The following is a 26,008-nucleotide window of genomic DNA, read 5'->3' on the forward strand; positions in this document are numbered from 1 at the left end:
AGCCAGGCAGCCCGGCGGCGAGGATTTCGCCGCCGGGCTCCCGGTTCGTACGCCGCGAACGGTGATGGTCAGACGCGGGTCCACTTCTGGTTGTTCTGGCCGTTGCAGGTCCAGATCTGGACCTTGGTGCCGTTGGCGGTGCCGCCGCCGTTGACGTCCAGGCACTTGTTGGCGCCGACCGCGGTGATGCTGCCGTCGGAGTTCAGCCGCCACTTCTGGTTGTTCTGGCCGTTGCAGTCCCAGATGATCACGGCGCTGCCGTTGGCGGTGCTGCCGCCGTTGACGTCCAGGCACTTGTTGCCGTAGACCCGCAGCTCGGTCGCGCTGGTCGCCGTCCACTGCTGGGCGGCCGATCCGTTGCAGTCATAGAGCACCGCGGCGGTGCCGTTGGTCTGCGACCCGCCGTTGACGTTCAGGCACCGGCCCGACCCCACGCCCCGGAGCGCGTTGCCGGTCGGCGTCGTGCCGCCCAGCTCCTTGATGCGGACGTTGCGGAAGGCCGCCGTGTCGCCGGACCCGTGGTTCTGGATGCCGATGTACCCCTGCTGGAGGGAGCGCACCGAGTCGGTGTTGGTGAAGTCGTTGATCTTCACGCCGTTGAGGAACACCTGCAGCCGCTCGCCCTCGACGAGCAGCTCGTAGGTGTTCCACTGACCCGCCGGGTTCAGCGCCGCGTCGCGGGCGGTGGTGTCGGCGGCCTTGGCCCCGTTGACGGCGCCCGTCGTGTAACCGGCGGTGTCGCTGGCGTCGATCTGCACCTCATAGCCGTTGCTCAGGGCGGCGTTGGGGTCGCTGGTGGACGGGAAGCCGATGACCACCCCGGAGTCGGAGTCGCCGGTCAGCTTCCAGTCGAGCTTGAGCGAGTAGGACTTGAACTCCTTGGCGCTGTACCACAGCATGCCGAGGCCGTCCTGCGAGGTCAGCGTGGCGTCGCTGTTGGCGAAGGACCCCGAGCCGGCCTGCGACCAGCCGGTGGTGGAGCCGTTGTACAGGGTGGTGTACCCGGTCTCCGGACGGCAGTCGGCCTTCACCGCTCCGGCGGCGTAGCGGATGCCGCCGAGGAGCAGCGTCCGGAAGTTGGTCTCGGAGAAGGAGTCGATGGAGTGCCCGAGGCCGGTGTAGAAGGCGCGGCCGGCCGACTGCGGGTGACACCAGGTGATGGGGTGGTCGCCGCTCATGGAGCCGCCGCTGTAGCTGGACTCGTCCAGGTTCTGCAGCACGTGCACGCTGGAGCGCGGGTTGGTGCGGTAGTTGTACCACTCGTCGGTGCGCGACCAGGTGGCCCCGAGATGGGACGTGGCGGCGTGCGCGCGGTCCTCGGTGCGCACGGTGGCCCGCTGGATCGCGGGGTGGTTGTTGAACCAGGCTCCGACCAGCCCGCCGTAGTAGGACCAGTTGTACTCGGTGTCGGCGGCGGAGTGCACGCCCACGTAACCGCCGCCGCCGTCGACGTAGGACTGGAAGGCGCTCTGCTGGGAGTCGTTCAGCACGTCTCCGGTGGTGCTGAGGAAGACGACGGCCTTGTACTGCGCGAGGTTGCCGGAGTTGAACGCGTTCGCGTCCTCGGTGGCGTCCACCGAGAAGTCGTTGGCCGTGCCGAGGTCGCGGATGGCCTGGATGCCGGCGGGGATGGAGTCGTGCCGGAACGCGGCGGTCTTGGAGAACACCAGCACCTTGTAGCTGGCGGCGTGGGCGGGGGCGACGGCGATGCCGGTGACGGCGGCGGTGGCGAGCGCGGCCACCAGCGCCAACCGGCGCGGGGCCGACCTCTTGCTGCCGCTCCCTGCGCTTCGCCCGGGGATCAGATGTCGGAGCATGGGGGGTCCTTCCAGGTCGTGACGGCGTGACGCGGCCGGGGGCCGCGCCACGACGTCACACGAGCCGATGAACGGGGAGGGTCAGACGCGGGTCCACTTCTGGTTGTTTCCGCTGTTGCAGGTCCAGATCTGGACCTTGGTGCCGTTGGCGGTGCCGCCGCCGTTGACGTCCAGGCACTTGTTGGCGCCGACGGCGGTGACGGTGCCGTCGCTGTTGAACCGCCACTTCTGGTTGTTCTGCCCGTTGCAGTCCCAGATGATCACGGCGGTGCCGTCGGCGGTGGCGCCGCCGTTGACGTCCAGGCACTTGTTGCCGTAGACCCGCAGCTCGGTCGCGCTGGTCGCCGTCCACTGCTGGGCGGCCGATCCGTTGCAGTCCTGGATCACCGCGGCGGTGCCGTTGGTCTGCGACCCGCCGGTGACGTACAGGCACCGGCCCGACCCCGTGCCCTTGATCGTGGTGGAGGTCGGGTTGGTGACCGTCCCGGTGTCCAGGGTGAAGGCGTCCAGGTCGAACAGGTAACCGCCGCCGGTGGAGCCGCGGAAGACCAGGTACAACGTGGTCGCGCCCGAGGGAGCGCCGCTGAGGTTCGCCGTGGCGTCGACGTAGGTCTCCCAGTTCCCGGTGACCGGCACGGTGACGGTGCCGAGCAGGGTGCCGCTCGCCGAGCCGGCGCGCACCTCGATGCGGCCGCCCGCGCCGGCCGAGGCCACGCGTGCGGTGATCTTGGTGGCGTTGTTCAGCGTGTACGGCTGGAAGGAGATCCAGTCGCCGTCGTCGATGTAGCCCACGGTGTTGCCACCCTCGGCCGGGGTGTGGGCGGTGGCCTGGACGCCCTGCTGGGCGCCGAAGTGCTCGGCCTGGCGGTGGCGCGGCTGCAGGGTGCGGGTGCTGGTGGTGGTCAGGCCGCCCTTGTCGGTGTAGGAGGCCACGAACACGCCGTAGATGTTGGCCGCGGCGTCGTGCTCACCGTCGGTCGGCACCGTCAGGGTGCCGCTGCAGCCGTTGGCGGTGGTGATCTGGTGGCGGTGGCTGTCGTGTCCGAGGAAGTAGGTCACCGACACCGTCGAGCAGTCGATCGTGCCGTCCTCCGGGTCGCTGACGCTGACCGTGAAGGGCACCGTGTCGCCGAAGGAGAACAGCTGGCCGTCACCCGGGCTCGTCAGCGTGACCGTCGGGGCCGTGTTGCCCACGCTCACGCTGACGCTCGCGCTTCCGGTCAGCCCCTGCGGGTCCCGGACGGTCAGCGTCGCGGTGTAGGAGCCGTCGCTCGAGTAGGTGTGGCTCGGGTTGGCCGAGGTGGAGGTGCTCCCGTCGCCGAAGTTCCACGAGTAGCTCAGCGTGCCGCCCTCGGGGTCGGAGCTGCCCGAGGAGGAGAAGTTCACCGTCAGCGGCGCGGGTCCCGAGGTCTTGTCGGCGGCCGCCTTGGCGATCGGGTTGCGGTTGGCCGCCGTGCCGATGTACTCGATGCGCCACAGCGCCTGGTTGTTGCTGCCCGTCCCGTAGTCCAGGACGTACAGGGCGCCGTCGGGGCCGAAGGCCTGGTCCATCACCTGTGTGCCCGACCAGGGGAACGCGGAGATCTCGCCCCGCGAGCCGTCGCTCTTGACCTCGATCGCCTTGATCCACCGGCGGCCGTACTCGCCGGCGAAGAACCTGCCGTCCAGCGACGACGGGAACTTGACGGAGGAGTTGAGCGAGGCGTCGTAGCGGTAGACCGGGCCGGCCATCGGCGACTCGGAGCCGCTGCCGAACTCCGACGGGGAGCCGGAGTCGCCGCCGTACTTGATCCAGGCCGGCTTGGCCGCGGGAAGGGTGGTCAGGCCGGTGTTGCGGAAGGAGTTGTTGGTGGGGCCGCCGGAGCAGTTGTACTTCGGACCGGTGCTGTTGCTGTTGAAGTCCCACTCGTTGTAGGTCTCGCTGCTGGTGTTGGTGCCGGTGCAGTACGGCCAGCCCATGTTGCCCGGGCCGGTGATCCGGTTGAACTCCACCTGGCCGCTCGGCCCGCGGTTGGAGTTGGTCGAGCCGGCGTCAGGGCCGTAGTCGGCGACGTAGACCACGCCGGTCGCCTTGTCCACCGACATGCGGAACGGGTTGCGAAGGCCCATGGCGTAGATCTCGGGGCGGGTCTTCGCGGTCCCCGGCGGGAACAGGTTGCCGCTCGGGATGGTGTAGCTGCCGTCCGACTCCGGGTGGATCCGCAGGAGCTTGCCGCGCAGGTCGTTGGTGTTGCCCGCCGTGCGCTGCGAGTCGTACTGCGGGTTGCGGTTGGTGCGCTCGTCGAGCGGCGCGTACCCGGCGGAGTCGAAGGGGTTGCTGTCGTCGCCCGTGGTCAGGTACAGGTTCCCCTGGGCGTCGAAGTCGAGGTCGCCGCCGACGTGGCAGCACAGGCCGCGGTCGTTCGCGACGACCAGCACGACCTTCTCACTGCTCATGTTGAGCGTGTCGTCGGAGTTGAGGGTGAACCGCGACAGGTGCAGCTCGCCCTTCCAGGAGTCGAACTGCGACTGCGTGCCGGTGGCCGGCGCGTCGCCGCTCGGCGTGCTCAGCCGCGGCGAGAAGTACAGGTAGACCCACCGGTTGGTGGCGAAGCCGGGGTCCACGGCGACGCCCTGCAGACCCTCTTCGTCGTGGGTGTAGACGTTGAGCTTGCCGGAGACCTTGGTGTTGCCGTTGACGTCGGTGACGCGGAGTGTGCCGTCGCGAGCCGTGTGGAGCACCGACCGGTTCGGCATGACGGCCAGCGACATCGCCTCGCCGAGCTCGTTGCCGCCGGAGGCGAGGTTGATCTGCTGGTAGTCGGACGCGGGGATGGTCAGCGCGTTGGCCGCCGGAGCGGTGAGAACGAGGGCTCCCGGAGCGACCAGCGCGAACGCGGTCAGCAGCGTGAGCCACCAACGTCGGGACATAGGGGGATGGGTCCTTCCTGCCGTGCGAAACGCCATGGTTTGTCGAGATCAGCTCGCGCATGCTCTGCGCGCGGAGGCGACGGACGTGCGCGCGAGTGGGGGCCGCCGCCCGCGCGCACGTCCGTCCGGGGTCACCCCCGGCGCCTCTCAGTTACGGGTCCACCTCTGGTTGGCGCCGCCGGTGCAGGACCACAGTTCGACCAGCGTGCCGTTGGCCGTCGCCTCGCCGGTGACGTCCAGGCACAGGTTGGACTGCACGCTGGTGACCGTGCCGTCGGCGTTGAGGTTCCACTGCTGGTTGGTGCCGCCGCTGCAGCCGTTGATGACGACCCGGGCGCCGGCGTTGGTGCCCTGGGCGTCCAGGCACTTGGTGCCGTACACCTGGAGCTGCTTGCCCGAGGTCGCGATCCACTGCTGGTTGGCCTGCCCGTTGCAGTCCCAGATGGCCACCTGGGTGCCGTTGGTCTGCGTCTGGCCGGGGACGTCCAGGCAGCGGCCCGACGCCATGCTCCGCAGCACGTTGGTCGGGGTGCCGCCCGAGCCGGGAGTGATGGACAGGTTGTCGAACTGCGCCGTCTCGGTCGCGCCGGTGGCGAGGCCGACCTGGCCGGCGCCCCACATCGTGTCGGTGACCGTGCCGACCGTCACGCCGTCGATCGCGGCGGTGATCGTGGACCCGGAGAACCCGAGGGACAGCGTGTGCCAGCGGTTGGTGCCGAGGGCCGCCACGGTGCCACTGCTCAGGGTCGTGGTGGCGTTGGAGGCGGTGTTGCGCTGGATCGACCAGGCGCCGCCGTCGGTCACCCGCAGGTAGTAGGCGTTCTGCCCGGCCGGGCTGTAGTGCTGGGTGCCGCCGCGGCCGATGAGCTTGACGTAGCCCGACTGCTCCAGCAGGACGTCGGAGGAGACGGTGTAGTTGCTCCAGCCCACGTCGCCGAGCAGCGCGTAGGGGTCGTAGTCACCGTCCCACGTGATCGGCATGCGCGGCGCCATCTGGCGCACGCACCTGCCCGCGCGGCCCCCGCCACAGGCGGTCACCTCGAAGGCCCCCTGCTGGTCCATCAGGTACTTGGCCTCCTTGCCGACCTCGTACCCGTCGTAGTTGTCGGAGTAGGGCAGCGGCATCGAGCCCTGGGCGGGGCTGGTGGCGGTGCCCTTGCCCTGGCCGGTGGTGGTGGTGATGGTGTAGACGCGGCCGGGCTGGACGGTCAGCGAGAAGGCGCCGCCCGAGGGGGTGATGTCACTGCCGCGCACCATGTGGTCGGCGGAGTTGTTGGAGTTGAGGTTGGTGGACCACACGTGCACGGTGCCGGTGGACAGGCCGCCGTTGACGGTGAAGTTCAGCGTCTGGGCCGCGCCGGCGTCCATGGTCTCGATGATCGTGCTGTAGTCGGAGTTGTTGGTCGACTTCAGCGAGACGTAACTGCCGTTGTTGCGGCTGCCGCCGATGTACCCGCTGGAGGAGTCGAGGTACTTCCACCCCGGCGCGGTGAACTGGGTGGTCTGCGCCATCGTCCAGGCGTTCTTGCCGATGTTGTAGTACCCCGACCACGGCTGGGGCGCGATGGCGACGCCCATCGTGGGCCACGGGATGTTCGGGGTGATGGCGGCGACGATCGGCCAGTTGAGGTAGGCGGTCATCTTGCCGTCGATGTAGTCGCGGTTGATGCCGCGCGCGAGGGCCTTGGCGCCGTCGTTGTAGTCGTCGGACCCGTTCTCGCTGGCCCACAACTGCTTGCCGGAGTTGATGGCGTTGTTGGTACTGGGGCAGTTGGTCTGCGCGCTGCGATAACCGCACACGTAGTGGTTGCCGTAAATGTCCACGGCGTTCCGGAACGCGGTGTTGTTCACCGCGTCGTCGGCCGAGCCCCAGTTGGTGTCATCGGCCACGATCTTGACGTTGCTGAAACCGTTGGAGTCCAGGGCGGCGTTCAGGTTGATGTACCAGTTGAGGTCGCGCCCCCGCTCGTTCCAGCCGCCGAGGTAGTCGATGGTCAGCCCGTGGCTGTTCTTCGCGCACTTGAGCCAGTCGACCAGGTAGTTGATCATGTCCTGGGACCAGAAGTTGCGGTTGCCGATCCAGCCCGGCGCGCCCCACGAGAGGCCGGCCAGCTTGATGTTGGGGTTGCGGGCCTTGGCCTGCTCCATCAGCCACCACTCATAGCCCCGCCCGCAGTCCAGGTCGGCGGAGGTGTGCCGGTGGCTCGGCTCGGCGCCGCTGGTGGAGTTGGTGTCGCCGCCGATCTCCACCTTCAGGATCTGCACCGCGGCGCCGTACCCGGGCTTGAACATGTAGTCCAGGATCTGGCCGCGCTGGGGCTCGGGGTAGTCGACGAGCAGCCGGCTGTTGCCTCCGCCGCCGCTGATGGCGCCCACGCCGTCGAGCGTGCGGCCGCCGGAACCGCCGTTGATCGTGATCGAGACGGCGGCGTGCGCCGAGGAGACGCCGATCAACGAGAGGGCGGCGGTCAGCAGCGCGACCACGAGCGCCGGGAGGAATGCCCTTGTTCTACTTCGTCGGCTCATGTAGCGAACCCCTTCTCGGGTCGTCTCGGCAAGGAGGTCGGTCCGAACGAGCAGGTGCGAACGAGGCCGGATCCGGTTGACCGGTCTGGCGTTCTCGCGCATACCTGAACCTCCAGTGCTGGTCTCGATGGGATACGCGGGGGAGCTCCGTGCGTCACGACATGGGGCATCGTCGGCCCGTGTCTCAGCCGGGGCTCCTGCCGCTTCACCACCGGCCCGGCAGGAGGCAGCCGCCGTGAGTGCTCAGTGTGGAAATAAGTATGAAACATGTCAAGAACGTATCGGCGAACCGATTCGACCCCATTGAGGACCGTGCGGCCCGTGTGAGCCGGTCCCGCATGTCGTCGACGCGAGACCGCCCGTCGGAAGGAGGCCGCCGCCTCTGAACGTTTCATCGCCGGGCGGTCCCGGACCGGTCCTCGTCCAGCGCGTCAGATCTCGCCGGCGAGTCGCGTGGGGACCTGGCCGGGATGGCGGCAGGCTGACACCTTCACCGGCGGCCGGCCGCGACCGCTGCGCATCCGTATGGAGCGCGCCGCCGGTTCTAGGGCGTGGCGCAGATGGCCGAGCCGATCAGCGAGGTCACCGCGGCCGGGTGGGAGATCAGCGTGAGGTGCGACCCGCCCTCGAACCGGCTGACCCTGGCGTGCGCCCGCCGGGCCATGGACAGTTCCGCGGACGGGGTGATGATCCGGTCGCCGGTGCTGATGAAGTACCAGGACGGGATCGACTTCCACGCCGCGGCCGTGGCCGGCGTCGTGAACGCGCTGGTCGAGGCGGCTCGCTGGGACGCCCACAGGCGCAGGGCGGTGTCGCGCGGCAGGTCGGAGGCGAACGAGCGGACGAAGACGTCCCTCTTGAGGTACAGGTCGGCCGCTCCCTGAGGCGCGCCCGGGTAGGGGACCTTGTCGTAAAGGGAGCCGGGATCGGCGTTGAGCGCGGAGTCCGGCCCGCTGAGCCGGCCGGTGGTCTCCCCGACGTCCGGCGCGGCGGCGTCGACGTACACCAGCGCTTTGACCCCTGGAACGCCCGCCGCGGCCTCGGTGATCACCGAGCCCCCGTAGGAGTGCCCGACGAGCACGATCGGGCCGGAGATGGTCTTCAGGAAGTCCGCGACGGTCGCGGCGTCGCTGCCGAGGCCGCGCAGGGGGTTGGCGATGGCGCGCGCGACGTAGCCCGCCCGGCGCAGGGCGTCCACCTCTCCGTTCCAGCTCGAGGTGTCGGCCCAGGCTCCGTGGACCAGGACGACCGTCGGCTTGGGCCGGCCCGGCGACCGGCACGGCAGAGGGGTGCTCGTGAGGGCGGACGACGCTCGCGCCGTGGCGGCGGCCCGGGCGCCTGCCGTGGGCGCGGCGGCCACCGACGCGCCGGCGACCGACGCGGCGACCATGGTGAGCGCGGCCACCGATCTCGTCGTCTTCCCAGCGCGTGCGCGGTTCATCGGTCCCCCCGGGCGCTCTCCTGATCGCCATCGTGTTCCGGGGGCACGGCGGGTGCCACCGCTCACCCTCGGACTCCACTGACGAGAGTCTGCTCCCCGGGAGGCGGGGAACCAACCCGGAGCCGGCCAAGACATGGCCAGCCTTCCCCTGACCTGCTCGGCCGTCCCGCGGGAGGCGGGTCGTAGGGCGCACGGCGGCGCGAGTCGCCTTCTCCCGGGCAAAGGGTCCACGGGTCGCCAGATGGTATTGAATGAAACTGTATCGAGTGATACGATCGTTGATGTGACGAACTCGGATGCGTCGAGCGGAGGGGGCGTTGATCATGGAGGTGTACGAGGCGGTCACGAGCCGCAGGGCGGTGCGCGGATTCACCGGCCGGGAGGTCCCGAGGGAGCTGCTGGAGCGCGTGCTGGCCGCCGCGGCCTGGTCGCCGTCCGGATCGAACCTCCAGCCCTGGCACGTCTACGTGCTGACCGGCGAGCCGCTGGCCGAGCTCAAGAGGCGCGCCGGCGAGCGCCTGGCCGCGGGCGACCCCTGGGACGAGCGGGAGTACGAGATGTACCCGGCCACGCTGAAGTCTCCGTACCAGGAGCGCCGATCCGCCTTCGGCCGGGAGCGCTACAGCGCGCTCGGGGTCTCGCGCGAGGACTGGGAGGCGCGCCAGAGGGCCGCGGGGGAGAACTGGCGGTGCTTCGGCGCACCCGCCGCCCTGTTCTGCTACATCGACCGCGACCTGGGCCGGCCCCAATGGGCCGACGTGGGGATGTACCTGCAGACCGTCATGCTGCTGCTGCGGGCCGAAGGGCTGCACAGCTGCCCGCAGATGGCCTGGTCGGTGTACCGCAGGACCGTCGCGGAGATCCTCTCGCCGCCGGACGAGCTCATCCTGTTCTGCGGCATGTCGATCGGGTTCGAGGACGTCACGGTGCACCACGTCCGTACGGGCCGGGCGCCCCTCGACGAGACGGTCACGTTCGTCGGAGGCCGGCCACCGGAGCGTCACCTCGCGGCCGAGGCCGTCAACGGTGACGGCCGCACGTTTTGACCATGAGAGGAAACGCATGACCTACACCGTTGGTTACATCGTCGGGAGCCTGTCCCGGAAGTCGATCAACAGGACGCTCGCTGTCGCCCTGAGCCGTCTGGCGCCGCCCGACCTGCGCCTCACGGAGATCCCCATCGGCGAGCTGCCCCTCTACAGCCACGACCACGACGCGAGCTATCCCGCCGTGGCCCGGGAGTTCAAGGACGCGATCGAAGCCGCCGACGCCCTGCTGTTCGTCACCCCGGAGTACAACCGGTCCATCCCGGGCGCGTTGAAGAACGCCATCGACTGGGCGACCCGGCCCTATGGGTCCAACGTGCTGAAGGGCAAGCCGTCCGCGATCATCGGAGCCTCGCCGGGGCCGATCTCCACCGCGGTCGCGCAGCAGCACCTCAAGACCATCCTGTCGTTCACCGACTCCCCGGTGATGGGTCAGCCCGAGGCCTACATTCAGTTCACCAAGGGATTGATCGACGAACAGGGCGACATCCAGGTGCCGTCCACCGCCGCGTTCCTGACCGAATATCTGCGGGCCTTCGCAGTCCATATCCGGCGTCATCACGACATGTCTGACATCCAGCCCCGCTGAGGGCGGCCCTTCGTCATCGCCGGCGCCGGCCGGGCCGGCCCACCTGTCACCGACGGGAGGAGAACAATGTCCCTGATCGTCAGCGAGATCCTGCTCTGCACGGCCATCACCGCGGCGTTGGCCGTGGTGCTCCTGTACCGGCGGACACCGGTCCTGTGCCGGATCTGCTCGCCGCAGGAGCGGCGGTCGCTCGTCCTGCTCGTCCGCGACGAGATCGACGAGGAGGAGTACCGTCGCCGGCGAGTCTCGGCCGGCCGGGCGCCGGGCAGGTCGGTGCACATGTGCGGCGCGGCGGGCGGCCGGCGAAGCGGCGAGGCGGTGCCATGAGTCCCGGCTCGTCGTCGCGGCGCCCGCGCTCGACCCCGGCCCGGCTGACCGTCCTGGCCATGGCCACGGCGAGCGCCCTGCTGGTGCCGATGGGCATGGTCGGGGCATCGGCCGCCGAGCACGGCATGACGGTCTCCCCCCTGGCGCCGTGCTGGGCGTTCCGGTTGTTCTGGTCCGCCCACATCGTGCTGCTGATCCTGTTGGCCACGGCGGTGACCTGGAAGATGACCAGCCGCACGCTGGTCCCCGTCCAGCTCATGCGCGCGCGACTGGCCGCGATCAACGTCAGCGATCTGAGCACGCGCATCCCGCAACCGTCGGGCCGCGGCGAGATCGCCCAACTGGCGCGAACCATCAACAACACGCTCGGGCGTCTGGAGCAGGCCAAGGCCTCGACCGACCGGGCGCTGCAGCGGCAACGCCAGTTCGCCTCCGACGCCTCTCACGAGCTGCGCACCCCGCTGGCCGGCCTGCGCGTGCGCCTGGAGGAGGCCCAGATGCATCCCAGCGGCACCGATCTGCCCGACCTGATGGGGCACGCGCTGGAGGACCTGGACCGGGTGCAGGGCATCATGACCGACCTGCTCCTGCTGGCCCGGCTGGGCGCCACCGCTCCCCAGGCCACCCAACGCGTCGATCTGACCGGCCTCGTCCGCGCCGAGACCGCCCGGCGTACCGATCGTCACCCGGTCTCCCTGGACCTGGCCGACGGGATCGTCATCGACGCCGTGCCGGGGCAGATCGCACGAGTGCTGACCAACCTGCTGGACAACGCGCAGCGGCACGCCGCCGGTCAGGTACGGGTGCGGCTTCGCCGCTCGGCGGCGCAGGCCGAGCTGGTGGTGAGCGACGACGGCGACGGCGTGCCTCCGGCCGACCGGGAACGCATCTTCCAGCGGTTCGTCCGCCTCGACGCCGCCCGTAGCCGCGACCGCGGCGGCACCGGCCTGGGCCTGGCCATCGCCCGGGACATCGCCACCGCCCACCACGGCACCCTGAGCGTTCACCAGGCCCCGATCGGCGGGGCGGGCTTCGTCCTGCGCCTGCCGCTGAGCGCCCCGGCCGAGCGGCCCGGCCCACAGCCGCCGGCCGCGGAGTAGACCGCCCCGCCGGACACCGGTGCCACACGGTGGTCGAACGGGCTCAGGGGCGGCAGGACGGCGCTGCAACGCCGCCCTGCCGCCCCTGAGCCGGTCACTCCGCGGGTGCGGCCAGGACCGGGGACCGCCGCGTGGGTCAGCCGGTCGCCGGGGGGATGTTCTGGTTGAGGTGGAAGAAGTTGGTCGGGTCGTACTGGGCCTTGACCGCCCGCAGCCGGTTCCAGGTCTCGCCCGGGTAGGCGTCGCGCACCCGGTCCTGGCTCTCGTCGCCCAGGAAGTTGACGTAGGCGCCGGAGTCGCTCTGCCGGATGGCCGCCATGAAGTCGGCGACCCACCTCTCGCGGACGACCCGCTCCTCGGGACCCTCGTAGAACGCCGCGACGTTCACCATGATCTTGCTGTTCCGGTGCGCGAACGCGGTCGCGTCGGCCGGCACGCGGGGCACCGCCCCGCCGAGCACCCGGAGCTGGATGGCCCGCATCGAGGCGTCGGAGGAGGCGAGGTAGTCGATGATCGTCTCGGCCATCTCCAGGTCCACGCCGTCCATGAACATCGTCGAGGCCGCCGCCGAGGGCTGCTCTCCGTGCTCCTCCGGCGGGAACATGGCCGAGTACGGGATGCGCTGGATGAAGTCGGCGAGCGGCGTGGCCAGCGCGCGGAACGGCGCGAGGATCCGCTCGCCGTCCTCCTCGGGCCCGGAGTGGACCAGGAAGGCCAGCACGATCATCGAGCCGTGCAGCTCCTCCGGCAGGAACGGCATCGGCGGCGCCGGCATGACGTTGGCGATGGTGGACAGCTCGTCCGGCGCGGCCTCCGCCGCCGCGATGAACCCGGCGACGACCTCGGCGGTCGCGGGCAGCACCAGGATGCCGCCGTGGACCGACGACAGCGGGTACAGCTTGAAGCGGAGCCGGGTGACCACGCCGAAGTTGCCGCCGCCGCCGCGGATGGCCCAGAACAGGTCCGGGTGGTGCCGCTCGTCGACGAGCAGCACCTCGCCGTCCGCGGTCACGATCTCGGCGGCCAGCAGGTTGTCGATGCTGAGCCCGTGCTTGCGCACCAGGAACCCGATGCCGCCGCCGAGCGTGATGCCGCCGATGCCCACCGAGCCGGTGTCGCCGAAGCCGGTCGCGAGGCCGTGCGCCTCCGCCGCGACGGTGTAGGCGCCGGCGGTCGCGCCGCCCTGAGCCCACGCGGTGCGGCCCTCGGCGTCGATCTCGATCTCGGACAGGTCCTGGAGGTCGAGCACGATGCCGCCCTCGGTGACGCTGTGCCCGGCGTTGCTGTGGCCGCCGCCGCGCACGGCCAGTTCCAGGCCCGTCTCGCGGGCGAAGGTGACGACGCGCACGACGTCGTCCACGTCGGCCGGCCGGACGACGGCCAGCGGACGGCGGTCGAACCCGCCGTAGACCCTGCGTGCCTCGTCGTACCCCTCGTCATGGGGCTCGGTCACGCTGCCACTGAGGACTGTACGAAGGTGCGAAATCGTGTCAATCGACACATTTACCGACATAAGGAAAACCCCTCCGAAGCGGCCTGTTCACCCGCTCGTCGCTGACAGAGAGCGCGCTCGCGTTCCGGCGATGACGGTGTCATCGGCCAGGCAGTCACTCCCACGCATGATTCCGCCCGGCGCTTCACCCCCACAACCCGAATAGGGGTGGGGTGGGGTACCCGCCCTGGGGGTGCGCGAGACGCGTCCGCGCCGCCGCGAGGGCCGGCGGTGCATGCGGCGGCCACCGTCACCAGGCACCGTCACCAGGGCCGGTCGCTCGTGCGGTTCTCAACCGCCGCGAGGGCCGGCGGTCCGGGCGGTCACACCTGGGGGCGCGGCTCGCGGGCGGCGGCGAACCTGCGCAGGGAGTCCAGGGCGGAGACGCCGTAGACCGCCTCCACGGCGTCGGCCAGCAGGTGGCACATCCGGAACCTGTCCAGCGGGGTCAGGCCCATGCGGGTGAGGTGCAGGTAGGTGTAGTTCAGCAGCACCCGGTAGCGCAGGAAGCCGGGGTCGGTGAAGACCGCCTCGTGGTAGGCCGCGCTGTCGAAGATCAGGCGCTGCAGCTCGCCCGGCTCCCGCCGCGGCACCGGCAGGTCGCCCAGCCGGGCCTCCAGTGCCTCGCCCGGCCGGGTCATCGGCTGGGGCAGCCGTCCCTGGTCCATCAGCGCGCCGGCGCGGGCACGGTAGCGCTCGAGCAGCGCGGCCCACTCCCGCACGAACGGAACGGGCGGCGCGGCCGGGTCGTCCAGCGCGGCGACCACGTCCCGCACCCGGCCCGTCAGCGCCTCCCGCCGCTGGGCGAAGTCGCGCTCGAAGCCGGCGCGCGCGGCGTCGGGGTCGGCCGCCCACGTGATGAACCCTTCGGCGTGCATGCGGTACGACAGGTAGCTGCGGGCGATGGGGTGGGAGGTGTGCGCGACGGTCAGCATCAGGCTCAGAGCCAGGCCGAGCTTGCCGTCCTCGCCCGCGCGCACATGGTCGAGCATGGCGAACAACAGCGGGGTGCTGTCGGCGTAGAACGCCGTGAGCAGCTCCACCGCCTCCTCGCTGCCGAGCACGTGCCGCCGCGAGTCGTACGGCGCGTCGCGGATGGAGTTGTCCGGCGGCCACGGCGTGAGCGGCCCGTGCTCCTGCTCCCGCACGGCCATCAGACGGTGCCGGGTCAGGCTCTGGTCCGGGTCCAGCACGGTCGTGGACGGATGCTCGCGCAGGTAGGCGCCGACGACCTCGTCGATGCGCGGGCGCACCACCTCCCGCCACACCCGCGGCGCGGCCCTGACGTTGATCCGCAGGTGCGGGCCCTGCCTCCAGTGGCGCAGCACGTACGCCGCCTCCACCCGGCCGCGCAGCCCGTCGAGCAGCGGCCGCACGGCGTCCAGCAGCAGGCCGTCCTTGTCGGGGGCGTGGTAGTAGACGTGCGCGCAGTGCCAGGCCGGGGCCTGGTTCACGGGCGAGCCGGTCAGGGGGACCACCTCCGGGAGTCGGAACGGCCGGCCAGGGCGGTGAGGGCGCGGGCGGCCAGAAAGGACACGTGGTGCTCCGTGCCGGCGCGCAGACCGAGCCGGTTGTGGAACAGGTGGGCGCACCGCAGCAGGATCAGCGGCACCGTGCGCCGCTCGGGCGGCACCGCCATGGCCAGGAAGGCGTGCGGGGACCCGGGGTCCGCGGGGGCGCACCTGCCCGCGGCGCGCAGCGCGCCGAGGTCGTCGCGCAGGGCGCGCACCGAGGACGCCCACGTGCCGAGCAGGCCCTCGCCCGGCTCCGGCAACGCCCACAGCGCGCGGGTCTGGGCCAGCACGGCGTCCCCGCGGCGCAGCCAGTCGTCCTCGCCGCCCGGGGTCCGGGGCCGCCGGTTCGCCTCCTCGGCGGCGGCGGCGAACCTGCCCGCGGCGGCGGGCAGGTCGGGTTCGCAGGCCGCGAGCACGATGGTGAGCGCGGCCAGCCCGATCGCGGCACGCCGTTCCATCGTCGCGCCCGCCTCCAGCACGTGGAGGGCGAGCGCGCTGGACACCGCGAAGTGCCGCTCCGCGGCGGCCACGCAGGCGTCGTCGCCGTAGGCGTCGTGCTCGGGCCGGTAGGCGATGAACTCCACCGAGTCGGGGCGGCGCAGCCGCTCGTCGTACCGCTCGCGCCGCTCGCCCCTGGCCACGGTCGCCGCGAAGGCGCGGTAGGCGTCCGCGTCGACAGGGGGAGAGGGCGACGCGGCGAAGTAGGCCGTCGCGCGTTCGCGTACCAGGTCGCGGACGTGCGCGGCCCGCGAGGGGTCGGGGACCCACAGCCGCAGCCGCACGTGCTGGCCGCCCTCCCAGTAGCGGAGGAAGAAGTACCGGTAGGCGGTGCCGTCGGCGGCCGGCTCCCGCACCACCGGCGCGACCACCCCGGTGAGCAGCGCGTCGATGTCGCCGAAATGGAACAGATGCGCACTCACCCAGCCCCCGGGGGCCTCCCCCTCCCCGTCCACCGGCGCCTCCCGGTCCACGCGCGTCTCCCCGTCCACCGGCGCTTCTCCGCTCATCCGCGTCCGCCCGCCCGCCCGCGCCTCCCGGTTCACCGGCGCCTCCGGGCCTGTCCCCGCCTCCGGACCTGTGCCCGCCTCCGGGCCCGTCCGCGTTCCGGTCATCGGCCGGGGCCTTCGGAGAGCTGGACGACGTACTCGGTGACGCGTCGCCCGGTCCCGTACAGCGGGGCGTCGGCCGGGTCGGGCAGGGCCTCTTCCAGCACCATCAGCGCCTCCGGGTCGCGCAGCGAACGCAGGAACCCGGTCAGCAGCAGCATGTCGGTCACATCGACGTACATCGGCTTGCGGTCCTTGCTCAGCAGCCCCACCAGCAGACCGTCCCCGAGGCCGACCACCCGGGCGAAGAACCGGCGGGGCACGCCGTGCGACTCCAGCCACGCGGCCAGGCGCGGCAGGTAGGCCGCCTCGCCCTCGCCCTTGGCCGGCACGGGGAACTCGCCCGCCCGCAGCCGCCAGGCCGTCCGGCCGAGCGTCACCCGCCCGACGTCCATCCGGGGCCAGCGTTCCACCTCGCCCTCGGCCGGCGTCTCGCCCCGGGTGCGGAACACCCACCCGGGCACCATCGCGACGGAAGGCTCGCCGAACGCCCGCACGAGGAACTGCAACCACGGCGGCAGCCAGTGCTGGGCGGTCATCCCGAGGTGGACCGGCCGTACGGCGCGGCCCTCGCCGTCGAGCAGCGCGAGCCGGTCCCGCATGGGGTCGTAGACGGCCGTCAGGTCGGCGGGCGCGAGGAGCGGCAGCCCGGCGTCCCCGGCCGTGAAGGGGTGGTCGAGGGCCAGGTCGGCCGTGGCCGGGCGCACGTTGAGCCCGCCGCCCACCAGGCCCCGGCACTCGGCGACCAGCACCTCGCGCTGAGCGGCCCGCAGCTCCGCGGCGGGCGGGGCGTCCCCGCCGGCCAGCGTGACCAGCCGGTGCAGGCGCGACAGCCCCCGGCCGTATCCGGCGGACACCGAGTTGACGACGGCGCGCACGCCGTCCGGCCCGTCCGGCACGGCCTGCAGGTAGCAGCAGATCGAGCCGGGCGGCCGGACGAAGCGCGGCCAGGAGGCGGCGAAGCCGGACAGGCGGCCGGCGGTGACGTCGACCACGGCCTCCCGCGCCGAGGGGCCGGCCCCGGCCAGGTCCCAGAACCGCCGCCGCAGCTCCGACAGCTCGCGCAGGCCCGGCGGGGCCTGCTCGCCCGGCGTCGCGCGCGGGACCGCCACCGGGTTGCGCAGCATCTCGCGCAGCAGCGCGCCGCCGGTCCCGGGAGTCGCCGCGTGCACATCCCGGTAGAGGTCGAGGGCCCGGATCCGGCCGCCGGCGCCGTGCCGGCCGAGGAAGAAGGCGGTGGCGGCGATCTTGACGGGCAGGTCGGGATCGAACAGGCCGATCAGCCCGCGCACGGCGTCGAGGTCGTCGCACACTCCGCGCCAGGCCGCGGCGTCCAGCCGTCCCGCGACGCCGGGGATGACGGCGCTGTGCCAGAGCAGGTTCTTGGCCGGCAGGGACGGCCCGCCCGTCCCGGCCGGCAGCACCTCCTCCAGGACCTCCCGCACCACGGCGGCCGGATCACCTTCCGGGCCGCCTTCCGGACCGGTGGCCGGCGGTGGCGCCGCGGAGAGGCCGGTGTGCCGTGAGGCGGCGGGGTGCCCGGGCAAGCGCCGCAGGGCTTCGGCGGCCCGGCCGACGGGCGCCGCGTGGGGTGAGGCGCCGTCCTCGGCGAGCCAGGACGCCAGCCGTCCCACAGGGTCGGCCGACTGCTCGTCGTACGGTGGCACCAGCTCAAGCAGGCCTGCGTCGACCAGCGGCTCGATCCCGGAGGCATCGGCGATCATGGGGAAGGGGTGCCCGCCCACCCAGCCGAGCGCCTGACGCACGCCGGGGCTCGCCGGCACGCTGGACAGCGGTTCGGTGGGTCCGGGGCCGAGGAACCAGACCCGTCCGCCGCCGTCCGCCGCCGACGGGTTGATCCGCAGCCGCGCGCGCCGCCGCACGGAAGGATGCCGGGCGAGCGCGGCCCACAACGGGCGCAGGACGGCCCGGTCCAGCTCGGCGACCTCGTGCCACAGCGGCTCGCCGCAGGTCTCCACGGCGGAGCCGCCCGCCGTCCAGCGGCCGAGCCCGCTGAGGGTGAACGTCGCGTACGGGCTGGTCTTGACGGTCGCCCTCGCCAGGTACTTCGCCAGCCGCAGCAGTTCCTGCCGGTCCGGCGGGCGGTCGGCCGGCCCGGCGAGCCAGGCGTCGAGGCGGGCGGCCAGCACCGGGCTGCCCTGGGAGAGCCCGCGCCGGAAGCCGTCGTCGGCGACCGCCTCGCGCAGCAGCGCGACCTTCTCCCGGGACTCCTCCGCCAGCACGGCGGGCAGCGCGTCCCGCAGCGCGTCCGCGCGGTCCCTGCGGGCGGTCCACTCCCTGACGCGCGCGGCGAGCTTTTCAGGCAGGGCGGCCAGCACCTCGGCCGAGACGGCCCGGCCGGACGGGCGGCGCCCGGAGTACACCGCGCGCCGCAGCGCGACCAGGCGGGACTTGAGCGGCCCGCCCGCCGCGCCGCCGATCACCTCGTGCAGCGGGGCGGACAGTTCGGCGCCCTCCCGCCTCAGCCACGCCGAGATCTCCGCGAGCTCGTCCACGAGCTCCCAGGTGCGGGTGCAGCGCATCCGGTCCAGCCCCGCCAGGGACAGGCCCGCGACGCGGACCGCGAAGACCGGCGACACGGCATAATCTCGACAGGCGAGCCATGCCGGGTCGCCGCCCCCGCCTGCGGGGGCGGACTGCGCTACGTGGGTCAACGGAAACGCATCTCCTCGTGTGGTTCGCCGGGGGGCCGAGGGCGCCCGTGGAGTGGGCGCCCTCGGCCCTGCTCATCTCACCGGCGTGCCCGTGGGCTCACCGGTCCTGATATTCGGTCGTGCCCTGCCGCTCTACGCCTCGGGGGCCCAGCAGCTGGTGGCCGACAGGTAGGACGAGCAGTAACCGGTGTAGGAGGAGGCGCCGGTCTCGATGGTGCCGTGGCCCTCCACGACGATGGAGTCGGCGGACAGCACGTCGATGGAGTCGACCTCGAGACCGCGCAGGTCGAGGTTCAGGTTGTTGTTGGACATGTCGTTCTCCTTCTGCGAAAGATCATTTGCGGTTTCGATCGCGTACCGGCCGCGGACCACGGGGTCACGGCCGTCATCGGGGGATGGGCGTCACCTCCTCGCGTGCGGTGGGCGGGATCTGGCGGGCCAGGAGCGGCCCGCCGGTCAGGGGCGTGCCCGTCGCCAGGAACGACAGGCTCCGCAGCGGAGTGGCGGCGATCCCGAGCACCTCGTCGGTGGTGTCGTTGGCGCCGTCGGAATGGATGCGCGCGGCCAGACCCAGCGCGGCGGCGGCCAGGGCCGCCCGATGGACGACCAGGCCCGCCTCGATCTGCTGCAGGCGGTACCAGCGGTCGCCGAACAGGTCGACGCCCGCCAGCGGGTCGCCCACGGGGACGAGCGCGGCTGCGGCCCCGCGCAGCGCGACGCGGGTGTTGGGCAGCAGGCGTGCGCCGGCCACGGCGGCCACCCGCTCCGCGCCGGCGACCTCGACCAGCTCGCGCCGCTCCGGGTCGTACCAGTACCCGCCGGGGGGCAGTCCGTCCACCCGCAGGGCCAGCAGGCACAGGGCGGTCGCCGCGGGCCCTTCCCCGGCATCGGGCAGGTCGGCGGGGTAGCCGCCGGCCGCGGCCGCCAGGATCGCGCCGAGCGCGCCTCCCGGGAGGGCGACCGGCCGGTACCCGGCCGTCGGGGACGCCCGGCGCGGCACCCCGGCCGCCAGGCGCACTTCGGGCGCCGGCTCGGGGAGGGGGATGACGGTCCCGGTCCCTGCCGGTGGACGCGGCCGCAACCGGCTCGCCCCGCAGGACGGGGCGGCATCGGGAGACGGTACGGGAGCTGAGGACGGTGTGGCCATGGATGCCGGGGCGGCCCCGGGGGAGGGGACGGTGCCGGGGGAGGGGGCGGGGCGGTGGCGGGCCGCACCGGCGCGGTGCAGGCCGGCGGCGGGACCGTCGGGCATCGGCAGGGGGAGCGGCGTGCTCTCCTTCGCCACCGCTCCCGCGAGGGGCGCGACCTGCCGCTGGGACGGACGCGGGGGCGAGAGCGGCGCGCCGTCGTTCGAGGCCGAGGGCGATGAGGCCGCTGATGCGGCGGTGGGCGGCAGGGTGAGCGCGAGCACGGCCAGTGTGGCCTCGCGCGCGCCGTCGAGGCCGAGCAGACGGTCGAGGTCCGCGTCGGGGAAACGCAGGCGGGCGCGGGCGGTCATGCCCAGCCGCCCGGCGACGGCCATCGCCTGGGCGAGCAGGACGCCCGTCTCCTGGCAGATCAGGCGGTAGCCGAAGTCGCCGTACTTGAACATCGACCGCCAGAACACCGCCGACAGCACGAGAGTGACGTCCGGCGTCGCCGGATCGGCGAGCAGGCCGCTCAGGGCCGGGATGTGATCGCCCGGCCGCACCCGTTCCAGAGCGTGGTGCACCGGGTCGTAGTGGTACAGGGCGGCGGGCAGGCCGGGGACGCGCGGCTCCCCGGCCGCGACGTACGCCTCGACGGGGTACAGCCCGCCCCCCGAGGGCGCGGGACGGCCGACGAGGAGCATGGGCGGCCCGCCGAGCGGATCGCCGAGGTCGTTCAACTCGTGCGACCACACGAGTCTGGCCACGCCGAGCAGCTCCCGCAGCAGCTCGCCGACCAGGTCGAGCGCGGGGCCGTTCCGGGGGGCGGTCCGGCCGGGCGGGTCGAGGGCCGTGTCGTCTCCGGTGGCCCTTTCACCGGGCGGGTTCGGGGGCGTGTCGTTCCGGGTCGTCCAGGGCAGGATGGTGCGCTCGGCGTCCGGGTACCGCTTGTGGCGGGTGGGGGCGTTGGCGCGGTCGATGGACAGCGGCCCACGGTTCCGCATCGCGGCCAGGTAGAGGCGGGTGGCGTCGCCGGGGGCGCCCGTCGCCGTGGTGCCGTGCATCCGGTCTGCCTCTCTTCCTTCGCCGGTCCTGCGAACTCCTGGTGTGCGGACTTTCGATGCGCGCATTCCTGGTGCTGGTGCGGTGGTCGAGGCCTGGCCGTGGTCAGGGGAAGGGGTGAGGGTGGGGGTTCAGCTCGTCGGGCCGCAGGTCGTCGTCCCGGTAGCCGAGCCTCCGGGGCAAGGACAGCAGCCGCGGCAGGCCGTGGGTGCGCCGGTGCCGGTGCCCGAACGTCATCGGCATCGCCCCCGGCACGATGACCTTCGCGCCGGAGAAGCCGCCCGCCCGCGCCTCCGGAGAGGTGATGTCGACGGCGATGACGTCGAGCCCGCTCGCCAGGTAGCGCCCGGCCAGCTCGGCCAGGTCCGCCGTGAGGTCGTCGTGCTCGGGCCAGCCCAGCCGGGCCGTGACGTCCGCCACCGTGAGCGCGGGCCCGTCGAGCGGGAGGAAGCCCAGGCGCGCGAACGCCTCGGGGTGGCCGTACAGCAGGGGATGGTGCTCCAGCAGCCGCACCTCGCCGGAGTCGGCCGCCAGCCGGGCCGCCTCCCGCGGGTCGTACCGTTCGATGTGCCCCTCCAGCATCGGGCCGAGGTCGTCCAGCGCCCGGCGCAGCGCCCGCTCCGGCGACAGGTGGGCGGCGGTGCCGCACAGCGCCCGCGGCCGGTCCGGCCGGCCCGTCGCCTCGACGGCCATCACCCAGAACACCGGCACCCGTTGCTCCAGCATGGCGACGAAGGCGTGGACGTCGTAGCCGAGCCGGTCCCGCACCCGCTGGGCCAGCATGGGGATGCGCCGGTCGGCCGCCGACGCCAGGTCGACACGCGGGATGGGCATCCGGGCGTACCAGGTGGTGAGGAACGCGTCCCGCTCGGCCACCTCCAGCAGCCCGTACAAGATCGCCTCCGCCGGGTTGCCGCCGAGGGCGCACCCGTTGGAGCATTCGTAGGCGAACCCCAGGTCGCCGGCCGGACGAGGCCCGAAGTAGGCGTAGCTCTCCGGCACCAGCACCGGTTCGTCGCGGCGGAAGGAGTACGCCCACACCCATGCGGTGGGCCGCTCGGGATGAAAGCGGGTGAACCAGAAGTCGGGCTGGTCGTACCAGCCGTCGGGGTAGAGACCCAGCGTCCGCGGGTCCAGGGCGCGGCCGGCGAGGTCGGCGTACGCGGCGCGCACGGCGGTCCGCCTGCCGCGCGGATGGATGCCCGCGATCCGCTCCAGGGCCTCGGCGATCGCCGTCGCCCGCGCGGAGGGGAAGTCGTCGCTGCGGCCGTACCCGTGGTGGCTCTCGTGCGCGGTGCGCGCCGGGCTGAGCCGGGCGACCGCCATGGGGCCGCCCCCGCGCTCCTCGGCGACCAGGGCCTGAACGATCCCGGTCTCCGGGTCGACGAACCGCCGTTCCAGCTCGGCCGCTCTGCCGCTGATGCCGCCGACGCGGAAGGACGCGGGGTGCGGCTTGGGCGCCGGCTCGGGGATGTAGCGGCCGGCGTGCGGGCCGTCGTCCGGCCTGGCGCCGCAGTCCGGGCACAGCGGGTCGGCCAGGAACCCGTGGCGGCGCACCAGGCCCGTCGGCACGTGGATCCTGAGCAGCGCGCCGGCGGTCCGCGCGGACGCGGGGTCGCGTCGCAGCCGGTCGGCCTCGTCGGCCACCAGCGCCGCCACCGTCCTGGCGAGGAGCGGGGTGAGCAGGGCGCAGGGCCGGGTGTCCAGCTCCGCGCCGTGCCGCTCGCGCAGCGCGTCGCGTCCCACCGCGTCGGGCCGGTTGCCGGCGCGCCGCCGCGCGACGCAGGTCGGGCAGCCGGGGGCGGCCGGGCGCACCGCCGGGCCGATCAGCACCCAGCCCGCGTCGACCCGGACCGGCAGCCACGGCACATCCTGCTCGGCCGCCCGCCGCGCCACCGCGGGATAGGACCGGACGTCATCGGCGTCGGTCGCGATGACGATCGCCCCCACCCCGCGGCCGGCGAGATCGGCGGGACCGGCGGCCATGAGGCGGGAGCGGATCGCCGCGTACAGCCTGCCCGTTCCCAGCACCGTCACCGGACCAGGAGGCTCGGCGGGCGCGGTCGCCGGAGCGGTGTCAGTCGTCAAGGAGCACGACCTGGGTGACGAAGGGGAGCAGCCGGGACGCCTCGGGGTCGCCGTCCAGCGGCACCGCGACCGGCACCCTGCCGGCCGCGCGCAGGGCCCGCGTCATCACCCGCACGGCCTCCTCCGGGTCGCCGGACGGCGCCCACAGGGGGCGCGCGGCGGAGTACGCGCTCTGCCGTTCGGCACGGGACTGCCAGGCCAGCAGCAGCCGCTCCAGGCCGTCCCGCAGGGCGGCCTGCGCCGTGGCCGCCGCCGACACCAGCACCGCCCCGCCCGGGACGGTGAAGGCGTGCGCGGGCACCCCGAGGATCGACGTGCAGTCGCGGACGTCCAGCGGCACCCCGGCCAGCCGGAGCCGGCGCGCCAGGGCCCCCGCCACCGGATCGGACAGCAGACCGGCCGGCGGGTCGGCCGCCGGGCCGGCGACGAAGTCGGTCGTCAGGTCGGAGGGCGCGCCCGGTGTGCCCGCGGTGCCTCCTGTCAGGCGGGCGACCAGCAAGGACTCGACGTGGGCGCGGAGTCCGGCGGCGAGCGCCTCCGGCCAGGTGAGGCCGGCTCCGGTGCCCTCGGGAGCTCGGAGCATGCCGGTCCCGGTGAGCCGCAGGGCCGCCACGGGGACCGCGCGCGGCCGGCCCTCCGGCAGCTCCACCCCCCACACGACGCCCTGGCCTCCAACGTCCCCGCCCCTGGCGTCCCGGCCTGCGATGTCCTCACGCTCGGCGTCCCGGCGTGGGACGTCCTCGTTCCCGCCGTCCTGATCTGGGACGTCCTCGTTCCCGCCGTCCTGGCCCATGGCGCCCCGGCCCATGGCGTCCTGGCCCATGGCGCCCCGGCCCATGGCGTCCTGGACCATGGCGTCCCGGTCTGCGGTGTGCGGGCCGTCGGTGTCCGCGGCGGCGAGGACGCCGTAGGTGGCGAGCGCGGCGAGCAGGCAGCGCAGCCGCGCCGTCCGGCGGTCCTCGCCCCATCCGACGACCTGCGGGGGCGGCGCCCACCCGGGCAGCGCGCCCAGCGGGTCGGAGACCGTCGCCTGACAGACCGGGAGCGGGGTCTGCGCCAGTCCTTCCTCGTCCAGCGCGCCGATGAGGCCGAGCCGGGAGTTGATCGCCTCCGCCGCCCGGTCCGGCAGCTCGCCCGCGCCGACCACCGCGGCCGACGCCAGGGACTCGGCCAGCGCCCGCGCCGCCTCGGGGCCACGGGCCCGCCGGGTGACGACACGAGGATGGGGGACGAACCGGTGCGGAAAGGTGTCCAGGTTGCGCAGGTCGACCCGGGTGAGCGCGGGCTCGGGGGCGGCGCCGACGGCGTCCAGGCCGGTCAGGTGGGAGAAACAGGCCAGGGCCGGCATGGCGGCGACGACCTCGGGCAGCGGGCCGACCAGCAGGTTCTCCCCGGATGCGGCCGGGGTCGCGGCCGGCAGCGCGGCCAGCCGGTGCCAGCCGGACTCGACGGCCGTCACCGAGGGCCTGCCCACCTGGCTGAGCCACACCTCCGCGGGGCGCACCAGGGCCTGGCCCGCGGGGATGCCGGCCGCCTCGCAGGCGCGGGCGGTCCGCACGAGCGCGCCGATGTCCGTGCTCACCTGGAGCAGGACGTCGGCGTCGTTGGCGATGACGTCGGGCAGGGACGCGCCCGGGACGATCCGCACCTCCTGCGCGGGATCGCGGCGGGCCTGCTCCACCGTCCGGCCGATCGCGGCGGGGCCGGGGCCGGCCACGCTGATCCGGCGCCAGCCGGTGCCGACGCACGCGGCCAGCAACGCCGTCAGCAGCGGCCCGTCACCGGCCAGCACCAGCCGGGAGCCGCGAAGCCGCTCGAACCGCCATTCCGGGGAATCGAGCACGTAGCCGATGAAGGCGATCTCCTCGGCGTACACGCGGCGCTCGTGCTCGGTCAGGCCGTGCGGCCGCGAGCAGCGCGCGTCCACGACGAACCGCTGCTCCGCCAGCCGGCGCACCAGGTTCTCCACCATGTCGCGCTTGTCGCCCGGCAGTCGCTCGGTCAGCTCGGCCAGGGTGTGCTCCCCGGTGAGCGCCGGGGCGAGCCTGCTGAGCCACGCGTACGCCTGGCGGCCCCGCAGCACGCATGCTCCGTAGTCGCTGTGCACGTAGACCCCGTCCGGACTCTCGACGAAACGCACGTCGTCCGACAACCGTGGCCGCATCGCCATATCGGCGCGTGGGAGCGCTCCCATGGGTCCTAATATTAAGATCCTATGACCGAAATGTAAATCTTCCGCACGTCGCCCATCATGTGTAGAATCGCGCGAATTTCGGATAGGGGTAAGCCGTAATTCACACTTCCCTATCGGAAGTGCATGGAAAATCGTCTGTCCGATATGTCGATGTTGGACGGCGTGCGGGCGCTGTTGGGTTTGTGTCGGCATCGAGCGCGCGACTCGTCCTTGAAACATCATCGATGGTGCTACATGGGACGATCGGCCGGATCGGGGGGAATTCGGAGGCCGAGTAAGGTCGGCCCATGTACTCGACGCAGGTCTCTCAGCACGTGAATGCGCCCCGGTCGGCCGTCTACCAGGCGCTGGTGAATGAGGAGGCGATCGCGAAATGGCGGGTGCCGGAGGGCATGAGGAGCCACGTCCACGAGTTCGACGCCAGGGAAGGCGGGGGATTCCGGATCTCGCTCACCTATGACGCGCCCGGGCCGACCGGCAAATCGGCCTCGCGCACCGATACCTACCACGGCCATTTCGCGCGGCTCGTTCCGGACGAGCGCACGGTGGAGGTCTTCGAGTTCGAGACCGGCGATCCCTCGCTGCGCGGCACCATGACGATGACGACGACGCTCGCCGACGCCGGCGGCGGCACCGAGGTCGTCATCACGCACGACGGGATCCCCGACGGCGTGCCCCCGGCCGACAACGAGATGGGGACGCGGATGGCGCTGGCGAAGCTCGCCGCGCTCGTCGAGGAGGGCCGGTCACCGGCTCCCGGCGCGACCGCCGAGTAGGCCGGGCGCACGAGGGACGCCGGGCGCGCGGGGGACGCCGGGGACGCCGGGGGACGAGGTCGGCGCCGAGCGGGCGGAACGCGGAAGCCTTGGCGCCGGCAATGCCGGTGACCGGGCCTTTTCCTCGCCGGTCCTCCCTGTTTCGTCCTTTTTGGTGGATTTCGTCCGTCCCGCTCACCCGCCGATCCGTGCATGTCGGCACTTCCCCGATCGGGCGA

At 72.8% G+C, this 26,008-nt stretch carries 17 protein-coding genes; 5 read left to right on the forward strand and 12 right to left on the reverse strand.

What is annotated here, in order from left to right; translation table 11 throughout:
* Positions 1-68 precede the first annotated feature (68 nt).
* The 4 genes from ACFQSB_RS24550 to ACFQSB_RS24565 form a co-directional block, all read right to left on the reverse strand.
* On the reverse strand, positions 69-1,817 hold the full coding sequence (locus ACFQSB_RS24550; protein ID WP_380829336.1) for a lectin: 1,749 nt from the start codon (positions 1,815-1,817) through the stop codon (positions 69-71).
* Positions 1,818-1,898: 81 nt separating this feature from the next.
* The gene (locus tag ACFQSB_RS24555) at positions 1,899-4,727 is read right to left on the reverse strand and encodes a PQQ-dependent sugar dehydrogenase (RefSeq protein WP_380829337.1); all 2,829 of its coding nucleotides are present in this window, start codon (positions 4,725-4,727) and stop codon (positions 1,899-1,901) included.
* A 147-nt stretch (positions 4,728-4,874) separates the two neighbouring features.
* On the reverse strand, positions 4,875-7,253 hold the full coding sequence (locus ACFQSB_RS24560; protein WP_380829338.1) for a ricin-type beta-trefoil lectin domain protein: 2,379 nt from the start codon (positions 7,251-7,253) through the stop codon (positions 4,875-4,877).
* Positions 7,254-7,797: 544 nt separating this feature from the next.
* Positions 7,798-8,694, reverse strand: a complete 897-nt coding sequence (locus ACFQSB_RS24565) for an alpha/beta hydrolase (RefSeq protein WP_380829339.1) — start codon at positions 8,692-8,694, stop codon at positions 7,798-7,800.
* A 296-nt stretch (positions 8,695-8,990) separates the two neighbouring features.
* Between ACFQSB_RS24565 and ACFQSB_RS24570 the strand changes: the two genes are divergently transcribed.
* The 4 genes from ACFQSB_RS24570 (at position 8,991) to ACFQSB_RS24585 (ending at position 11,756) form a co-directional block, all read left to right on the forward strand.
* The gene (locus ACFQSB_RS24570) at positions 8,991-9,740 is read left to right on the forward strand and encodes a nitroreductase (RefSeq protein ID WP_380829340.1); all 750 of its coding nucleotides are present in this window, start codon (positions 8,991-8,993) and stop codon (positions 9,738-9,740) included.
* Positions 9,721-10,329, forward strand: coding sequence for an NADPH-dependent FMN reductase (locus tag ACFQSB_RS24575; protein ID WP_380829341.1), 609 nt, complete (start codon positions 9,721-9,723; stop codon positions 10,327-10,329). Before ACFQSB_RS24570 ends, ACFQSB_RS24575 begins: the two co-directional genes overlap by 20 nt.
* Before the next feature lie 66 nt (positions 10,330-10,395).
* Positions 10,396-10,656 carry a hypothetical protein gene (locus ACFQSB_RS24580; RefSeq protein WP_380829342.1) on the forward strand — a complete coding sequence of 87 codons (261 nt, stop codon included), beginning with the start codon at positions 10,396-10,398 and terminating at the stop codon, positions 10,654-10,656.
* Positions 10,653-11,756 (forward strand): sensor histidine kinase, encoded by a 1,104-nt coding sequence (locus ACFQSB_RS24585; RefSeq protein WP_380829343.1) that lies wholly within the window; start codon positions 10,653-10,655, stop codon positions 11,754-11,756. Before ACFQSB_RS24580 ends, ACFQSB_RS24585 begins: the two co-directional genes overlap by 4 nt.
* Before the next feature lie 136 nt (positions 11,757-11,892).
* Here ACFQSB_RS24585 and ACFQSB_RS24590 read toward each other — a convergent pair whose 3' ends face one another.
* The 8 genes from ACFQSB_RS24590 to ACFQSB_RS24625 form a co-directional block, all read right to left on the reverse strand.
* A complete protein-coding gene (locus ACFQSB_RS24590; RefSeq protein ID WP_354930868.1) occupies positions 11,893-13,209 on the reverse strand; it encodes an FAD-binding oxidoreductase in 1,317 nt (438 codons plus the stop codon).
* A 362-nt stretch (positions 13,210-13,571) separates the two neighbouring features.
* Complete coding sequence (locus ACFQSB_RS24595; protein WP_380829344.1) at positions 13,572-14,726, reverse strand: thiopeptide maturation pyridine synthase; 1,155 nt, start codon at positions 14,724-14,726, stop codon at positions 13,572-13,574.
* Positions 14,714-15,751 carry a lantibiotic dehydratase C-terminal domain-containing protein gene (locus ACFQSB_RS24600; protein WP_380829345.1) on the reverse strand — a complete coding sequence of 346 codons (1,038 nt, stop codon included), beginning with the start codon at positions 15,749-15,751 and terminating at the stop codon, positions 14,714-14,716. Before ACFQSB_RS24600 ends, ACFQSB_RS24595 begins: the two co-directional genes overlap by 13 nt.
* 119 nt (positions 15,752-15,870) lie before the next feature.
* Positions 15,871-18,543 carry a lantibiotic dehydratase gene (locus ACFQSB_RS24605; protein WP_380829346.1) on the reverse strand — a complete coding sequence of 891 codons (2,673 nt, stop codon included), beginning with the start codon at positions 18,541-18,543 and terminating at the stop codon, positions 15,871-15,873.
* A gap of 132 nt (positions 18,544-18,675) precedes the next feature.
* Positions 18,676-18,855: a hypothetical protein gene (locus tag ACFQSB_RS24610; protein ID WP_354835813.1), complete on the reverse strand. Its 180-nt coding sequence runs from the start codon at positions 18,853-18,855 to the stop codon at positions 18,676-18,678.
* A 73-nt stretch (positions 18,856-18,928) separates the two neighbouring features.
* Positions 18,929-20,734 (reverse strand): SagB/ThcOx family dehydrogenase, encoded by a 1,806-nt coding sequence (locus ACFQSB_RS24615; RefSeq protein WP_380829347.1) that lies wholly within the window; start codon positions 20,732-20,734, stop codon positions 18,929-18,931.
* Positions 20,735-20,837: 103 nt separating this feature from the next.
* Positions 20,838-22,820 carry a TOMM precursor leader peptide-binding protein gene (locus ACFQSB_RS24620; protein WP_380829348.1) on the reverse strand — a complete coding sequence of 661 codons (1,983 nt, stop codon included), beginning with the start codon at positions 22,818-22,820 and terminating at the stop codon, positions 20,838-20,840.
* Entirely contained in the window at positions 22,810-25,014 is a 2,205-nt protein-coding gene (locus ACFQSB_RS24625; RefSeq protein ID WP_380829349.1) for a pentapeptide MXKDX repeat protein, read from the reverse strand. Before ACFQSB_RS24625 ends, ACFQSB_RS24620 begins: the two co-directional genes overlap by 11 nt.
* Positions 25,015-25,301: 287 nt before the next feature.
* On the opposite strand from ACFQSB_RS24625, the gene ACFQSB_RS24630 reads away from it, so the two are divergent.
* Entirely contained in the window at positions 25,302-25,790 is a 489-nt protein-coding gene (locus tag ACFQSB_RS24630; protein ID WP_380829350.1) for an SRPBCC family protein, read from the forward strand.
* Positions 25,791-26,008 lie beyond the last annotated feature (218 nt).

Origin of the sequence: Sphaerisporangium rhizosphaerae (assembly GCF_042665155.1) — a bacterium.
GTDB lineage: Bacteria > Actinomycetota > Actinomycetes > Streptosporangiales > Streptosporangiaceae > Sphaerisporangium > Sphaerisporangium rhizosphaerae.

Excerpts from the sequence above, each read along its gene's own strand:
- ACFQSB_RS24550 (WP_380829336.1), bottom strand. The coding sequence starts at position 1,817 with ATGCTCCGACATCTGATCCCCGGGCGAAGCGCAGGGAGCGGCAGCAAG.
- ACFQSB_RS24560 (WP_380829338.1), bottom strand. The coding sequence starts at position 7,253 with ATGAGCCGACGAAGTAGAACAAGGGCATTCCTCCCGGCGCTCGTGGTC.
- ACFQSB_RS24580 (WP_380829342.1), top strand. The coding sequence starts at position 10,396 with ATGTCCCTGATCGTCAGCGAGATCCTGCTCTGCACGGCCATCACCGCG.
- ACFQSB_RS24630 (WP_380829350.1), top strand. The coding sequence starts at position 25,302 with ATGTACTCGACGCAGGTCTCTCAGCACGTGAATGCGCCCCGGTCGGCC.
- ACFQSB_RS24565 (WP_380829339.1), bottom strand. The coding sequence starts at position 8,694 with ATGAACCGCGCACGCGCTGGGAAGACGACGAGATCGGTGGCCGCGCTC.
- ACFQSB_RS24555 (WP_380829337.1), bottom strand. The coding sequence starts at position 4,727 with ATGTCCCGACGTTGGTGGCTCACGCTGCTGACCGCGTTCGCGCTGGTC.
- ACFQSB_RS24570 (WP_380829340.1), top strand. The coding sequence starts at position 8,991 with ATGCGTCGAGCGGAGGGGGCGTTGATCATGGAGGTGTACGAGGCGGTC.
- ACFQSB_RS24610 (WP_354835813.1), bottom strand. The coding sequence starts at position 18,855 with ATGTCCAACAACAACCTGAACCTCGACCTGCGCGGTCTCGAGGTCGAC.
- ACFQSB_RS24585 (WP_380829343.1), top strand. The coding sequence starts at position 10,653 with ATGAGTCCCGGCTCGTCGTCGCGGCGCCCGCGCTCGACCCCGGCCCGG.
- ACFQSB_RS24615 (WP_380829347.1), bottom strand. The coding sequence starts at position 20,734 with ATGCACGGCACCACGGCGACGGGCGCCCCCGGCGACGCCACCCGCCTC.
- ACFQSB_RS24625 (WP_380829349.1), bottom strand. The coding sequence starts at position 25,014 with ATGGGAGCGCTCCCACGCGCCGATATGGCGATGCGGCCACGGTTGTCG.